The sequence below is a fragment of the Shewanella sp. 2_MG-2023 genome (assembly GCF_030548905.1).
GTDB classification, from domain to species: domain Bacteria; phylum Pseudomonadota; class Gammaproteobacteria; order Enterobacterales; family Shewanellaceae; genus Shewanella; species Shewanella electrodiphila.
This window is the reverse complement of record NZ_JAUOSO010000007.1, coordinates 62946-77794: the sequence shown is the minus strand read 5'-3', so window position 1 is coordinate 77794 and position 14849 is coordinate 62946. Positions and strand designations below refer to the sequence as shown.

General features: G+C 41.8%; 13 protein-coding genes. 3 read left to right on the top strand and 10 right to left on the bottom strand.

Annotated features, from left to right (window positions below; genetic code table 11):
* Positions 1-67: 67 nt before the first annotated feature.
* On the bottom strand, positions 68-1447 hold the full coding sequence (locus tag Q4600_RS08920) for a DUF4397 domain-containing protein (protein WP_303515427.1): 1380 nt from the start codon (positions 1445-1447) through the stop codon (positions 68-70).
* 239 nt (positions 1448-1686) lie between these two features.
* Between Q4600_RS08920 and Q4600_RS08915 the strand changes: the two genes are divergently transcribed.
* Positions 1687-2859 (top strand): endonuclease/exonuclease/phosphatase family protein, encoded by a 1173-nt coding sequence (locus tag Q4600_RS08915; RefSeq protein WP_303515425.1) that lies wholly within the window; start codon positions 1687-1689, stop codon positions 2857-2859.
* Between the two features lie 146 nt (positions 2860-3005).
* On the opposite strand, the gene pepN is transcribed toward Q4600_RS08915, so the two are convergent.
* The 6 genes from pepN to Q4600_RS08885 all read right to left on the bottom strand — a co-directional run bounded on the left by pepN (position 3006) and on the right by Q4600_RS08885 (position 9666).
* Positions 3006-5642 (bottom strand): aminopeptidase N, encoded by a 2637-nt coding sequence (gene pepN, locus Q4600_RS08910; RefSeq protein WP_303515422.1) that lies wholly within the window; start codon positions 5640-5642, stop codon positions 3006-3008.
* A gap of 117 nt (positions 5643-5759) precedes the next feature.
* On the bottom strand, positions 5760-6353 hold the full coding sequence (gene lpoB, locus Q4600_RS08905) for a penicillin-binding protein activator LpoB (RefSeq protein WP_198589569.1): 594 nt from the start codon (positions 6351-6353) through the stop codon (positions 5760-5762).
* A 56-nt stretch (positions 6354-6409) separates the two neighbouring features.
* Positions 6410-7777, bottom strand: coding sequence for a COG3014 family protein (locus Q4600_RS08900; RefSeq protein WP_102528197.1), 1368 nt, complete (start codon positions 7775-7777; stop codon positions 6410-6412).
* The gene (def, locus tag Q4600_RS08895; protein WP_303515419.1) at positions 7774-8343 is read right to left on the bottom strand and encodes a peptide deformylase; all 570 of its coding nucleotides are present in this window, start codon (positions 8341-8343) and stop codon (positions 7774-7776) included. The genes Q4600_RS08900 and def overlap by 4 nt, the downstream gene beginning before the upstream one ends.
* Positions 8344-8451: 108 nt before the next feature.
* A complete protein-coding gene (locus Q4600_RS08890; RefSeq protein ID WP_102528199.1) occupies positions 8452-8664 on the bottom strand; it encodes a SlyX family protein in 213 nt (70 codons plus the stop codon).
* Positions 8665-8700: 36 nt separating this feature from the next.
* On the bottom strand, positions 8701-9666 hold the full coding sequence (locus Q4600_RS08885) for a WD40 repeat domain-containing protein (RefSeq protein ID WP_102528200.1): 966 nt from the start codon (positions 9664-9666) through the stop codon (positions 8701-8703).
* A 149-nt stretch (positions 9667-9815) separates the two neighbouring features.
* On the opposite strand from Q4600_RS08885, the gene fkpA reads away from it, so the two are divergent.
* Positions 9816-10574, top strand: coding sequence for an FKBP-type peptidyl-prolyl cis-trans isomerase (fkpA, locus tag Q4600_RS08880; RefSeq protein ID WP_102528201.1), 759 nt, complete (start codon positions 9816-9818; stop codon positions 10572-10574).
* Between the two features lie 114 nt (positions 10575-10688).
* Here fkpA and Q4600_RS08875 read toward each other — a convergent pair whose 3' ends face one another.
* The gene (locus tag Q4600_RS08875) at positions 10689-11657 is read right to left on the bottom strand and encodes a zinc transporter ZntB (protein ID WP_102528202.1); all 969 of its coding nucleotides are present in this window, start codon (positions 11655-11657) and stop codon (positions 10689-10691) included.
* A 212-nt stretch (positions 11658-11869) separates the two neighbouring features.
* Here Q4600_RS08875 and Q4600_RS08870 point away from each other — a divergent pair, with 212 nt between their 5' ends.
* Positions 11870-12241, top strand: coding sequence for a YacL family protein (locus tag Q4600_RS08870; RefSeq protein ID WP_303515699.1), 372 nt, complete (start codon positions 11870-11872; stop codon positions 12239-12241).
* Positions 12242-12386: 145 nt separating this feature from the next.
* On the opposite strand, the gene Q4600_RS08865 is transcribed toward Q4600_RS08870, so the two are convergent.
* The gene (locus Q4600_RS08865) at positions 12387-13016 is read right to left on the bottom strand and encodes a response regulator (protein ID WP_102528203.1); all 630 of its coding nucleotides are present in this window, start codon (positions 13014-13016) and stop codon (positions 12387-12389) included.
* On the bottom strand, positions 13009-14748 hold the full coding sequence (narQ, locus tag Q4600_RS08860) for a nitrate/nitrite two-component system sensor histidine kinase NarQ (protein WP_198589570.1): 1740 nt from the start codon (positions 14746-14748) through the stop codon (positions 13009-13011). Before narQ ends, Q4600_RS08865 begins: the two co-directional genes overlap by 8 nt.
* Positions 14749-14849: the final 101 nt, after the last annotated feature.

Below are 14849 nucleotides of genomic sequence, written 5' to 3'. Positions count from 1 at the left end.
TCTCGGGTGGAGGATAAGCCGCAAAAGGGTCGGACGGAGATAATCGTTTACGAGTGAATGGCCTTGATTATTCTTCGGCGACAAAATCGTCCATTAAGATAACCGAGAACATTGAAGTGTCATTTTCTGCATCTACTGCTGCAACACTGTATAAACCGTTGCCTGAAAGTGATACAGCTAGCGGGCCAATCGCTACTGTTTTAGTGCCTGTGACAGTTACGCTGACGGTGTAATCACCCGGTGCGATACTCAAGCTGCCTGATGCCGCTTTGAATGGGACATCAGTGAGAGCAGGTGTTGCATCACTGATATCAGCAGTCGGGGTTAAATACACGTCGACGTTGCCTGCAGAGTAAGATGCATGAATGACATTCAGGCGCGCTTCAGTCGCAATGCGGCGTGTATGTTCAGCAAAAGCCCAAGGTGCAATGTCGTTGTCAGTGAGAGAGCCGACGGCGAGTACTGAGTAGCTGCTTCCTAGCATTAAATCGAGTTCGGCGTCGGTAATAACTTCTACTGAATTGTCGGCATCAGCCGCAACGGTTACTGTGTGCATGCCTTCTGGGATATTGACGTAGCCTGCAAGGTTACCGAATGAAAGCATATCAATGGCCGGCGTTGAGCTGCCATCTAAAAATACATCGACAGCTGGGGCATCGGCAACGGCATGTACTACACGGATATCACTGCCACTGCTAACATCGTTCAGTAGTACTTGACCTTCAGGAAGCGCAACTAATAAAGCAACAGGAGAGTTACCAGACCATTCATTTGGAATTGCTGAAATTAAATAATCCATTCCATCGGCTAGGTTAACTGTGCCTGAATCGAATACGACATTCTTGTCACCGGATGCTGTAATTCTAATCTGGTAATCAGCAGTTGGTACGGTGAGTTGGTCACTATTATCCATATAGTTTGCTGATAATGTCGGCTCCATCATTGAGATGTCGGCCATTGGCGCTGTGACATAAATATCAACCAGTCCTACTGCTGGAGTGGCATGTAAAACTTGGACTCGGGCATTGCCGCTATCAATGGCACTTTCTTCATTAGCAATGAGCTTTAGCATTAACGTTTCATCACTGACATTACCTAATGCGACGGCTGTATACTCCATGTCTTCTGCTGTTGCTAGCTCAGCTTCAAGTACTGTTAATGTGCTGCCATCAGCAAGTATCGCATCGACATTGATGGCATAAGTTGCTGTCGGTACTTCGAGTAAACCGCTAGACATAGCGTAATCGACATCAGACAGTAAAGCTGCACCATCAGCAGTAACATTGACCATTGGCGCGTCGCTGCCAGCATGAATAACGCGTACTTCAGCATAAGTGACAACTGGCTTTTCGACCCCTGCATCAGTGACTGTGTCATCGTCATCATCTGAACAAGCAGTTAATCCAATCAGTGAAAAACATAGGGCAAGAGAGTAGATCCTTTTCATCGTTCTTTCCTCGAATTTGTTTCTGTAAACGAATTATAAAATTGACTTTTTGATTACTGATTTCAGGCGCTGATTTCGAGGGGTAATACGGCAGTTGCTAATTTAGGATCATTTTTCGATTAATGAATTTTCACAAAAAGTTGGTTCAAGATCATTTTGATATTGAGTGTAATTAACATCGACACTTAATCGATTTGGCTTTAATCTGTTGTCAGAATAGGGCTTTTAGGCAGTTTGCGGTGATTCAGACCAGCAGTAAAAAACAGCAAAATAAACAACAAAATTTTAAAGTGGTTTCGTTTAATTTATTTAATTTTATCGAGCCGCCAGCGGCTTATTATGACTTTGAAAATATCTATTCTCACCAGCAATGGCAGAAAAAATGTGCTTGGATTTGTGATTATTTAACTGAGCATCAACCAGATATTATTGGTTTTCAAGAAGTCTTTAGTCCTGATGCATTAAAGGCATTAATTGCGCCTTTGGGTTATCAGTATTTTGCCGCTTTGGATGAGCCGAGTTTAATCAGCTATTATGTCTATCAAGACCCTGTAGTTGCTATTGCGTCGAAATATCCCATTACTGAATCTGCGTTAGTGACTCCCGATGAAACCTTGTTTCCGTTAATGGGAATTGCTAATGATTTTAGCTTTAGCCGCAAACCGCTACGGGTAAAAATTGCATTAGCTGATTTTGGCGAATGCGAATGTTATGTGGTGCATTTAAAGTCAAAGCGAAGTGGCATGGGCGTCGAACGATTAGCTGATTCTGGCATGACAGGCGGCGCTGATATTATGGCGAGGCAAGCATTAGGAAGCTGGGCTTCAAACATGCAGCGGGGTAGCGAGGCGGCATTATTGTTTAATGAAATCGCCAAGCAACGGAGTCAGACACAATTACCTGTGTTACTCATGGGCGACTTTAATGACACCTTGCAAAGCACTGCGTTAGAGGCCTTTCGTGCCAATGGGAAACGTGTTTTTAGAAACGATATTATTGATCCTGAACTTAAAAAAATGAATGACCAAACTCTGGCGGATGCGTTTGCGCAATTTAGCTTATTCGACAGTTATGATTTATTTAAAACCGGTCAAAAGCTCAATGCTACCTTGGCTCAAGATGAGTATGAATCAGGTCTACATGAAGAGGACTCTGATATTGCCGAAGATGTGCTGCCGCCTGTTGACCCTTTAAAGTATGCTCGCCAGTCAACTCACTATTTTGGTAATACAGGCTCGGTGTTGGATTACATATTAGCCTCATGTGAATTTGATGCATCACACCCAAGAAACCTGGCTGAAGTCAGTGATTATCAAACCCATGATCGACATCTTGTTAGGGCTGATTATGCAAGAGACAGTGATAGTACCGATCATGCTCCTGTGATGATGACATTTACATTGAGAAGTTAACCAAGCTATTTACTGTCATTACTTACTGTCATTACTTCCTGTTATTAATTGCTGGTTTAAAACAAAAAATGCCGCTTCATTTCATGAAGCGGCATTGGTGAACTCTACATTTTAAAATGTAGAGTTATCTTGCATATATGTGTGAACTAGTGAGTTAACATTTCGCTGATTTTGACACAGCGTTGCTCTTTTTGACGGGTTTCTAATAATGCTCTACGGGTCATTTTCGACAAGCCTGTTTCGGTATCTAACACTTGATTAATCGCGGCGATATTGGCATTGGTACATGCGGTTGGTATTAACCTACGATTATAAGCTCGCATAAATACAGGTCCCTTTTTATCGACTTCTGCAATATTGGCTAAACGCTGCTCTGCTGTCGCTGCACTTAATAACTTTTGCTCACTTGGGTATAGGTAATTCATCGCTACGCGCAGTTTTGAAAATGGCATGTCAGTGTCATTTTCAATGGTATGGAGCCACTGACGTTTTGATCTTGCTTGAGGTCGAATGACTTCAGCGGCTATTGCAGATTTCTGGCCTGAATCTGATAAGTCGCGATGTTTTTCTTCAATGGCAATAAGGCCACTTTGTGGATAATCATATTGATTGAGTTTGATAATGATTTTCCACCGTAAATCTTGGCTGATATTTAAGCCTGTAATCGTCGCGTTGCCTTCCAGTAGATCGGCGAAGTGATCCAATGCGTGCTGACTACTCGCTAAGCTAACATAGGCATCAAACCAGCGGCGCTGGAAGTCAGCATTGTCACGATGTTCCATTGCCATGCGTAAGCTCATTTGAGTCAGAGCCTTACCGACTTTAACTGCATACGCTTTATGATTCGGCGCCATGCTGTCGAGGTAATACTGAGCCTGTTTTAAGTTACCGATGACTTGACCTAAGATAGTGTAGTCTTGTTCAAGCGGTGCATTGACTAGTGCGACATTGATGTATTGTTTAAGAGAGGTTTTACCGTCACTGACACTGTCCCACATGCTTTGCCACAACATTGAACGAAGCAGTGGGTCACTGACCTTACTCAGCTGCTGTTTTGCGGTTTCAAATGAGCGTTCGTCAAGTTCGACTTTCACATATCCCCAATCTTCAAAGTTTGGGTAAACCAAGTTAGGGCAATGGCTACCGATAAGTTCAGGCACTTCGGTTCGCTCGCCTTTGTATGTGACCGCAACTTTGGGGCCTTGATGGATTGAGTAACGGGTTGCATCAAATAATGCAACTTGTACACGTTGTTCGCGTAATGTCGGTAATGCATCACTTGGCGCAGTTTGAATTAACGCAAATTCGCTGACTCTGTCATTGTCACAGCTGTACTCAGCTTTTAAGGTGTTTACACCTGCTTGATACAACCAGTCTTGAGTCCACTGGGATAAATCACGCCCACTGGCTTGAGATAAACTACCAATAAAATCATCGAGTGTGGCGTTTTGATAACTGTACTTGGTTAGATATTGCTGCACACCTAGTTGAAAGGTGTCTTCGCCTAATAAATGCCTGAGTTGTTTCAGGGTGGATGCACCTTTTGAGTAGGTGATGGCGTCAATATTATCAAACGCATTCATGCTGGTAGGTACAGGCACTTCGATAGGATGAGTGGTGACTAAGCTATCCTGACGATAAGCACTTTGTTTACCAGTCGCATAAAACGTTCGCCAAGCATGACTAAACTCCGTTGCTTCGCTGGTGGCTAAAGTGCCCATGAAGGATGCAAAGCTTTCGTTGAGCCATAAGCCATTCCACCATTTCATTGTGACTAAGTCACCAAACCATTGGTGCGCCATCTCGTGCATGATAACACCAGCTAAGCGCTGTCGCTGGGCTGCCGTCATCGTGTCTTTGTACATGAAACGGTTTTCAGCAAAAGTAATGGCGCCTGCATTTTCCATCGCGCCATATAAAAAATCAGGGACTAACAGTTGGTCGTATTTTTTAAATGGGTAGTCGATACCAAAATAATCATCAAAGAATGTTAGGCCTTGCTTGGTATAGGTGAACCAGTCTTCAGCGGTGACTTGTTCGGCAACCGATTGACGGGCAAATAAGCGCATTGGGTATTTGCCGCTGTTGTCTTCCCAAATATGATAAGGACCCGCATGCATCGAGAAGTTGTAAGGGCTAAGCTTAGGCGTGACTGGAAATGTCCATAGATTGCTATCAGCTTGCTCTTCAATGTTACTCTCGCGCATGGTGCTAATGACGCTCCAATCTTTAGGGGCGTTAACTGTGATTTGATAAGTGGCTTTTAAGTCGGGCTGATCAAATACGGCAAACATTTGCTGAGCGGCAGCTGGCTCGAAATGAGAGTACAAGTACACCTTGTCATCAACAGGATCGATAAAACGATGTAAGCCTTCGCCATTGGTGCTGTGTTCGCGGCTGTATTCGACTTCAATGGTATTTTTACCATTGCTGAGTAACTGCGAATTGATACTGATATAAGCATCGTTATAATTCGGGTAAATGCCTTTACCATTAATGGTGAGCTTGCTAATTGTGGCTTGATTCAAGTCAAGTGTCAGCGGCTCTTTATTGCTGCTAAGGTTGAAATCTACTTTAGTGATAGCACTAAAATGACTTTCGCCAGTAAGATTAAAACTCAGCTGATAATTCACTTCTGAGACGACATTAGAGCGAGCCATTGCTTGGGCTTCGCTGATATTGGCACTGCCATCACGTTCTGTTGCAATAATCTTAGGGGTGCTATTACAAGCAAATAAGCTTGCGCAAGCAAGCCCGACGATAGACGACTTAAACAGGTTCACAATTTCTTCCCTAAATATTTATTATTATTTTTTGGAACTAGCGTTTTATTCAATGACTATTGTTTACAGTTGTAAAAAAGCCGACTGGAAGTCGGCTAATTAAAGTTTATCAGAGGCTTATAAGCCTAAGAAAGACTTAGATTTAACTTTACGGATTTCTTTTTCATCAGACCATTCGATTAGGCCTGTTTCTAAGTCCATAAGACGCATGGTCATTTTGTAGTATACGTCTTTTGTGCTGCCATCTTGCTTGACGATGCTAGATAAGTTGCCGTACAGCATGTACTGGGCACCGACTTGACGACCGAATTTAATCGCAGTAGACGGGTCAACCATACCAGCATTGTTTTGGTAGTCTAGTTGCTTACGCACTGAGTCAACTTTAGTCATATCGATAAAGCGGAATTTACCTGAACGTAATAATTTATTGCTGATGGTATCAGTGACGGATTCTGTATCGATATGCTCAGAGGTTTTGTTTTTGATTTTATCAACAAAGATAATTGGGCGATCGTTCTGTGTCATGACGATGACAGGCGGGAACGTCAGCATGCTATCAACCATTTTTGCAGCAATGGCTTGTAAATCAGTTGAACCGAAGTTTTCATTAACGGTTTCTACTTCGGTTGCATCGCCATATTCAACCTTAGATTGACAAGCTGATAGCCCGATGACAGCGGCTAAAACAAAAATCAGTTTAAAATGTTTCATAGTAAGTTCCATGTTGGATATGACTTATAAGTAGTCGAGTTAAATAAATAGTTGAGTTAAATAATTATTGAATAAAAACGGGTTTGATTACCAGTCTCTATCACCCAAATTAATGTTGCCCGATTAGGTTGTACATCAATTTTGGCAGCAGGACTGTTGCCTAAACGGATTTGGTACTCGCCTGGTTCAATATATTGGCGGGCGATTTGTGCCTGTCTTGGTAATGTCAGCCAGCTACGTCTGTCAGCTTGCTCGGTCACTACATTAAAAATCTGCATTAAAATTGCTGCTGCATCGGCTTCGTTATTACGGCGCTTACTGCCACTTTCAACACTGCGAGTCATTTCAGACTTAGTATAGACCCGCGCAGCTTGGCGTACCAAGGCTGCAGGTAAATCTTCTTTTAGTGCGTTAATAGCTAAGGCATCAATATTGGCAATTGGTTCCGCTTTTAACACGGTTCCGAGACCTTGGATAGTCGAAGGTTGAATCACTTGGCGGTGTGGCTGATATGTAGCCAGTGACACTGTTTGCCAATTACCATCAATAGTAAACGGAACGGTTAAGCTTTGTTTTTCAGGCACGAAGCCTTTTTCGACCACCATCACCACTTGGCCTTGGCCTTTTTTAGGTAAAATAGCATCTCCCCAACGACGTTTAAACTCATCGTATTGAGGCATAGACAATTGTTTAGCTAACCTGACTAGATCTTGCTGCAGGTATTTATTATTTGGTGTGATTTGTGCCGCTTTACGGTAATCAATATAGGCATCATTGGGCTCGCCTAACAGTTCATGAAGCAGACCTGTTGTGTAATAGCTATATGCATTTAAAAAAGAACTGGTAACGGTGCCAGTGGCTTGATCTAGCTTATTGATTTCACTGTCGATAGTGCCGTTAGCCATTGCTCGTACCGATTTTTGCGATTTTTGATAGCGTGCCTGTTCACTGGCTTGTAGTTGATTACTTCGACGCACTTCGACTAATGCACCTTGTGCATCACCAGAAAACAGATAGTTAAATGCTTGATATTGATGAACCATGATCCGTTCATAACCTGGTCCACGGTAAGGTATTGCGTTGTCGTTTAACACTAAACTACTTGCGGTGGCAGTTAAGTCAGATGCGCTAATGGTTGCTCTGTCATCAAACGCTTTATAAGCCTGAATAGCCGCTTGATAGTAGGTTTTACTGGTTTCGAAATCGCCCGAAACCTGGGCGACGCGGCCCGCTTCTTGAGCATATAACAAGCCATCATTGGTATCTATTTCACCCGCTAACTCTGACAATTTAGCACTGGGTGTAGGGCTTGCAAGTTGCTGTTTAATCGGTGCGATCTGCGAAGGATAGTTTATCAATATGCTATTGTATGCACAGCCAGTCAGACTGAAACACAGTAGACCTATGCTAAGCAGTTTATTCATTCGACAGCACCTTGCGTGTGCTGATTTTGTTGATTTTGTTCAGTACTGATTTCTTGATTGCCAGCTTGTGATGCAGTTTGGTCAGCCATAGTTATCCGTTCAAGCAAAGTAATTCCCTGTAAATGATCAAATTCATGCTGAAAAATGCGGGCAACAAAATCACTCAGTTGCTGCTTGATGACCTCTCCGCTTAGAGATTGATACTGAACATTAATTGTTTTGTGCCTTAATACGTCAACACGCCGTTCAGCGATAGATAGACAACCCTCGCTCCCCAGCTCCATTTCATCTGAATAAGCAATAATACGTGGGTTAATCACAACGGTTGCCGAGGTTTCTGGTGCATTTGGATATCGGTCATTAGATCTTGAATGCATGATAAATACAGCTAAATCACTAAATACTTGCGGCGCAGCAATTCCGACACCATTTGCAGCTGTCATCGTGGCTATCATATTCTCAGTAAGCTGAACCAGAGCTGGATCAAATGATATGACTGCTTGTGCTTGACGATTCAAAATGGCTTCACCAGATTGTGCTATTGTCATAATGTCACTTGCAGGCATAGCGTTCCTTAATGCTTCATTGATAGTGATTTGTATAAGATAGCTTGTTGGTTTACTCGTCAGTGAATATAGCAAACATCACTTTAGTAAACATGCTTTAGCCAACACTTAATAATGTGGTGGCGGGGTTTCTTCTGATGCTGAAGCCATGTTGCTGGGCTCAATGGCTTGTAGCTTATTTAATATTAATGACATTTGGTGTTGTTGAAATGCCACTAAGTCATTTAATTTAATCACTTCTTGGTTAAGATCTTCAAGTGTTATCTCCTGAAAAGCGACTTTCATTTCTAGATCATCAATCTTTTGTTGCATGTCTTGCATTACTTCCTCTCATCGCCATAGAGTTGCGCATTGCGATTATGGCAATGGCCCCCATGACTCAACTAAACCTTGATTACTGATACTCACAATCTGCTGTTGGGCATCACTTGCAATAGAGTATACAACGGCACCTCTATTTTGACTGTTTTTAGTTAGCTGAATTTGCCTGTTTGCCAGTTTTTTACCTGTTTGGGTTTGCCATAGAATAATTTCTTTCGATGGCGAGCCGGTTACTAGGATTTTATCTTGTTGAATAAAGCGTGCACTGCTGAAAGTCATTTGACGACGATTAATGGCAAGTGTTGATAATACCTCGCCGGTATCGCTGTAATAAATCGCGCCGTTGCCTGTAATATCACTGGCAAAACTAAGTTGGCCGTTCTGGCTAAGGGTGACTTTGCCAATACGAGATTCAAGTTGCCATTGGTGAACCGGCTGACCCGTTTGCGCCTGCCACAGGATCACTGAGCCATCATTTGAGCCACTCAGCGCCAATTGCCCATTTGCTGAAATAGACACACTGGATACTCTTTCTTGGTGGCCTAAAAATTTGATCAGGCTTTTCTGTGGTGCAAAAGACATCACTGAGCCATCAACTAAACCGACTAAAGTTTGGGCATTATTAGCAATTGCCACCGATTGCGCTGAGGCAGGAAGTGACCACCAACCAATAGATTCACCAGTGTTTACATCCCAAATCGCCAATGAGTCTGCGGTTAAGGTGGCAGCATATTGCGCGTTGGAAGAAAGGGCTGTGTCGAAAACATTATTGTCAGTGGACTGCGCATCACTGCCATGTTGCCAGCGAAATTTTAAGGCTTGTTTATTGAGATCCCATAACTGAACACCATTGCTAGCCGTGCTCACTAAAGCTAGTTGACCATCTTCAGATAAGCTTGCGCTATAGCTTGAATCTTTAGTGACACTAAACACTTTTTCAGCCGCAGGTTGGCAACCCAAAAGGGAGCAGATACACAATATCAGCATAGTAAGTCGAAACATGAACTTGCTCCTGTAAAAGTTGTCTCAAAGGCAGTGTTATTATTCAGGCCATTGCAAAAAACACTTTATTTAGTATAAAGTGGCCAAATATATACAAATTTTTTACCTACAGGTTATTGTAACCGCTATAGGACGCTGAGGAAGCTTTAATGAAATCTATTTACAAATTATCGTTAGTTGCACTGGCTGTTGTTGGTCTTACTGCATGTAACCAAGAACAAGAAGTCGTGGCAAAGAAAGTTGAATTAACAACTGACGCGCAAAAAGAAGCTTACAGTGTTGGTGGCTCAATTGGCCGTTACATGGCTGGTCATATTACCGAGCAAGAAGACCTAGGTTTCGCTGTTGATCGTACGTTAGTGATTCAAGGGTTTAGCGATGGTTTAGCTGATACTTTAGATCTTACAGAAGAAGAAATGCAAACTGTACTTCAAGGTCTTGATGTTAAATTAAATGAAAAACGTGCTGAACAAGCAGAGTTATTAGCAAGCCAAGCTGTTGAAGAAGGTAAGAAATTCCTTGAAACCAACAAAGCTAAAGAAGGGGTTGTTACGACTGAGTCTGGTTTACAGTACGAAGTACTAGAAGCTGGTGAAGGCGAGACTCCAGTGGCAGAAGACACTGTTGAAGTACACTACAAAGGTACATTAATCGACGGTACTGAGTTTGATAGCTCATACAGCCGTGGCGAGCCTGCTAAGTTCCCTCTAAACCGCGTTATTCCTGGTTGGACTGAAGGTGTTCAATTAATGCCTATTGGTGCTAAATACAAGTTCGTTATCCCATCAGAATTAGCTTATGGCGAACGTGATACTGGTACTATTCCAGCTAACTCAACGTTAGTGTTTGAAGTTGAATTATTGTCTATCGAAAAAGCACAAGTTGAAGCAGCACCAGCTGCTCAGTAATGTGTTGATGCTGCGTTTGTAGCAGCTATCGATTAAAAAGGACGCTATATGCGTCCTTTTTTGTGGGCAAAGGTTAACTGTAAACAAAATTTAATAAAATTATTTATGCAGATTTTATAACCATTTCCAGCGGTAAAATAACCACATTTGAATAGCGACGAGTAGAATTAATCCACCAGAGAACATAGCAAAAGCCCATGTGTTTTCGGTTCCGGGAATACCGCCAATATTCACACCAAGCAATCCGGTTAAAAAACCAAGCGGCAGGAAAATTGCCGATATCAGTGATAGAAAATACAAGCGCTTGTTAAGTTGCTCAGCCTGCTGAGATTGAAGTTGCTCTTGAGTGACGCTAGCGCGATCGCGAACAGCATCTAAGTCTTCTATGACCCTGATTAACGTTTCGTTTATTTCGCGTATACGCAGTTTATGTTCAGAATTGAACAACACATGGCCATCGTTTAACAGTCGAGATAAGGCATCCCGTTGAGGTGAAAAATAGCGCCTTAACGTGACTGTTTGTTTTCTAAGTTCAGCAATATCAGAGCGAAGCGACGAACTTATTGGTGCAGTAATTTGGTCATCAAGATCATCTAATTGATCTTCGAGATTATGTATTAGCTCCATTTTTCGGTGCGTTAATCGTTCACAAAGTGATACTAAAAAGTCAGCACTAGAATCAATACTGTTAGGTTTACTGATAATTTGTTCCGCGATGTCTTTTACTGACTGAAGTTGACGCTCACAGGTTGAAACTATTCGATGTTGCTGGGCAAAAATACGCATCGATACCATGTCTTCAGGTGAAGAATTAGGATTTAGGTTAATGCCGCGTAAAACCATTAATACCCCATCTTGAGAGCTTAATGAGCGTGGACGAGTATGCTCCGCTAATAAGGTATCAGTTTCCGTTTGCGGCAGTTGGGCATCGATAACCCATTGTTTTGCTTCTTCATCGCTGTAGCGTAAATGCACCCATAATAATCCGTCTTCAGGTTGCCATTGATTAAGTTCAGATGGCGTGATGCTCTGACCTGCATTAGGGCCTGATAAGAGTAAGCAATAAATAAAACCTGTATCCATATAAGTCCTGACTCGCGATGATGAACGTGTACTGTGATTTGTCGTGCTGAATGTAAGATTAAGTGGTGAATGTATAGGCAATAGTAGCACTGAAGATAAAAATGACGGATTTTTTGTTCATCTGCAACATTTTCATTATTTACGCGTTGTGACTGCGCAGTTTTAGCTAACATCAGTTAAAATAAGATCAAAGCCTAATGTTGAGTTTTATCATGGAATACGAGTTTCGCCGTAACAGTTTAGACGGCACTTTATTTGCTGAATTTAGTATGGAACATGCCATTCTTGGTCGCTTTTTTGCCGAGCGATTGGGTAATGATATTGAGCTGTGCAATAATATTATTAAGCAAATTGAGATTATTAGGGCTAATAAGCAAAATGATTGGCTAATGCATAGTCGTGATTTAGCCTTGTTGATCGACAGTGAACAAGTCAGAGTGTTCGCAATTGCTATCGACTTTGATGAAGATTTTGATTTGGAAGAGTCGATGAGCATGTACGATTCAGAGTCTGAAGCTTATTGTGGTCTAGAGGATTTTGAGACGGCACTTAAAAGCTGGATGGAGTTCATCCTTAAGCGTTAAGAGCTAAACGTTAAGAACTAAGTGTTAAGTTAACTGTTAATCTTGGCAGTTCAATCTTAGTGTTTACAAACAAATGCTCGTGATTGCAGAAATTAAAAAGGCGCCTCTATTATGAGTCGCCTTTTTTAAATCAGTCAAAAATAAACTAGTGGTTTAAATATCTCACTGCCATTTCTGTTCGCGATTTTGCGTTTGCTTTACGGAGTAAATTTTTCACATGCACTTTCACCGTACCTTCACTGATATGCAAATCTTCAGCGACGACGCGATTACTCTTACCTTCAGCTAACTCTTTTAAAATCTGCAACTCACGCGGGGTTAATGATGCAATCCAAGTTTCATCATTATCAGCATTTTTCAGCTCATAGATGTACTCTTCAACTTCATCACTAATAACGCGATGGCCAAGCATGGCTTTTTTCAGTTGCTCCAGTAATAAATCTGGCTCAGTGTCTTTAAGAAGATAACCATCTGCACCGGCTCGAAGTAAACGAATCACGTCTTGCTTCGCATCAGAAACGGTTAGAATAACAATCCTTGCGGTGACGCCTTCTTGGCGCATGGCATTCAAAGTATCTAGGCCAGACATGCCTTTCATGTTCAAATCGAGCAAGATAATATCTGGCTCATCTTCACCAATCGCAGTCAGTGCGTCTAACCCCGTTCCTGCTTCACCAAACAGTCTAAAGTCACTATCTGAAGTTATTAACTGACAAATACCACGTCGAAGTAGCGGGTGGTCATCTACTACTAATACTGAATAAGGTTTACCCATTTAAAGGCTCCTGCTGGGGTGGAAATACGAGGGAGACAGTTGTGCCGCCCTGCGGATTATTATCAAACTTGACAGTGCCATGCAGTTTCGTTGCACGCTCGTACATTATTCCGAGACCAAAATGCTGATCGCGTTCTTTTAAATGCGACACGCCAATGCCATCGTCCTTGATATTGATATGTATCATATCAGAATTTGCCAAAAAACAATCAATTTCTATGCGTGAAGGTTTTGCATGTTTAATTGCATTGATTGTTGCCTCGCGAGTGAGTTGCAATACGTGAATGTGTTGCTTGGCAGCGAGTAAATGCGCTGATAACTGGTAATTTAGCTCAATAATGATCCCTGTCTGTTTACGAAGTTGCGCTAACATCACTTCAATGGCTTGACCTAAGTTAGGATCTTTAATGGTTAACCTGAATGTAGACAGTAATTCCCTAAGCTGGCCATAAGCAGTGCTGACGCCATCATTAATGTCCACTAGCTGGGTCTGCACATCTTCAGTCATGCAATTAGGCTCAATTTTTTTGCGCAATAAGCTGACTTGGATTTTGAGATATGAAAGTAGCTGACCTAAAGAATCATGCAGCTCTCTGGCAATGACGGCACGTTCTTCCATTAACGCGAGTTGCTGTCTTTCTTCTGTGGCATTGTGGATAACAATGGAACGAGTCAGCATCATGGCGAAGTTAACAAATAACATATTGTTAACTGGTCTGAGAGAAATAACTTCAAGATATCCTAAATTTTTATCTTCGAGCTGCAAATTAAACTTAACAGGGGTTACTGCTGCGTGTTGTTCTGAATTTAAACCCGCAGAGTCTAACCAGCCATTATCAGCTTCAATACTGTCTATGGTTCCATCGTCGTGCTCGATGACCAAGCGAACATAATCTAAGTCTTCAAACTGCTGAATTTGAGTTAATGCTGAGCTTAAGGCTTTATAGTCGAGGCTATCGGCGTGTAATCTGATGAGATTGTCATATAAAAAACTTAGCTCGTTGTTTGCTCGTGTCAGTGCGATGGTTTTTTCATTGACCTGGCCTTCTAAATCTTGATAAAGGGTATCGAGCTCTGATGCGGTTTTCTTAAAGGCTTCTCCGAGTGCATGCAGTTCCATATATTCTGTTTGTGGTACATCAACTTTGAATTTACCTTTTGAAATAGAGTTAGCGACATCCATCAATTGGAGTATAGGCTGTACCATTCTCTTGCGGGTATAACGTGTCGCAGCGATGGCGACAATTAACATTAAGAATAAACCAATGATTTGACCAATCACCAATATCCTCAGTTTTAGTGCAGCAAAACGCTCCATTTCCAACACTAATATATCTATGGTATCAACAAAGTCTTTTAAAGAGTCACTGTACTCTTGACGCTGATGATTCTCGATGAAAAAGCGCATTTGCTCCCACTTATCCACCACCAACAGATATTGCTGAGATAATGCATCAGGACTGTACCAGGTTAATGAACGCTCTAATGCCTCAGAATGCAGAGTCGTTTCAAACTGATTTATCTTTTCTTGCAGCAGTTGTTCATCACGCTCTAAATACAGTTTTAAACGATAACTTTGCATACGCAATGAGCCGGAAGCGTTGATGGCTCTGGCGTCACCAATACTGAAACTTAGATTGATAATTGAATACACAGCTAAGCTGGAAGAAATGAAAATTAAGACTAACATTAGTCTTAGAATAGTGGAGGTGAGACTGCCTCTTTTAATCATTTGGTATCCAACTTAAGTCTGTTTTAACGGGAATTTTAAGCAATATTTTACATTAGAGATTACTGTAATATATTAACAAGTATTCAAAAGTGTGATGTACA

What these genes read in the sequence shown, in the direction of transcription:
- Q4600_RS08920 (WP_303515427.1), bottom strand. Translation starts at nt 1,447, where the DNA reads ATGAAAAGGATCTACTCTCTTGCCCTATGTTTTTCACTGATTGGATTA.
- lpoB (WP_198589569.1), bottom strand. Translation starts at nt 6,353, where the DNA reads ATGAAACATTTTAAACTGATTTTTGTTTTAGCCGCTGTCATCGGGCTA.
- Q4600_RS08900 (WP_102528197.1), bottom strand. Translation starts at nt 7,777, where the DNA reads ATGAATAAACTGCTTAGCATAGGTCTACTGTGTTTCAGTCTGACTGGC.
- def (WP_303515419.1), bottom strand. Translation starts at nt 8,343, where the DNA reads ATGCCTGCAAGTGACATTATGACAATAGCACAATCTGGTGAAGCCATT.
- Q4600_RS08890 (WP_102528199.1), bottom strand. Translation starts at nt 8,664, where the DNA reads ATGCAAGACATGCAACAAAAGATTGATGATCTAGAAATGAAAGTCGCT.
- Q4600_RS08885 (WP_102528200.1), bottom strand. Translation starts at nt 9,666, where the DNA reads ATGTTTCGACTTACTATGCTGATATTGTGTATCTGCTCCCTTTTGGGT.
- fkpA (WP_102528201.1), top strand. Translation starts at nt 9,816, where the DNA reads ATGAAATCTATTTACAAATTATCGTTAGTTGCACTGGCTGTTGTTGGT.
- Q4600_RS08875 (WP_102528202.1), bottom strand. Translation starts at nt 11,657, where the DNA reads ATGGATACAGGTTTTATTTATTGCTTACTCTTATCAGGCCCTAATGCA.
- Q4600_RS08870 (WP_303515699.1), top strand. Translation starts at nt 11,870, where the DNA reads ATGGAATACGAGTTTCGCCGTAACAGTTTAGACGGCACTTTATTTGCT.
- Q4600_RS08865 (WP_102528203.1), bottom strand. Translation starts at nt 13,016, where the DNA reads ATGGGTAAACCTTATTCAGTATTAGTAGTAGATGACCACCCGCTACTT.
- narQ (WP_198589570.1), bottom strand. Translation starts at nt 14,748, where the DNA reads ATGATTAAAAGAGGCAGTCTCACCTCCACTATTCTAAGACTAATGTTA.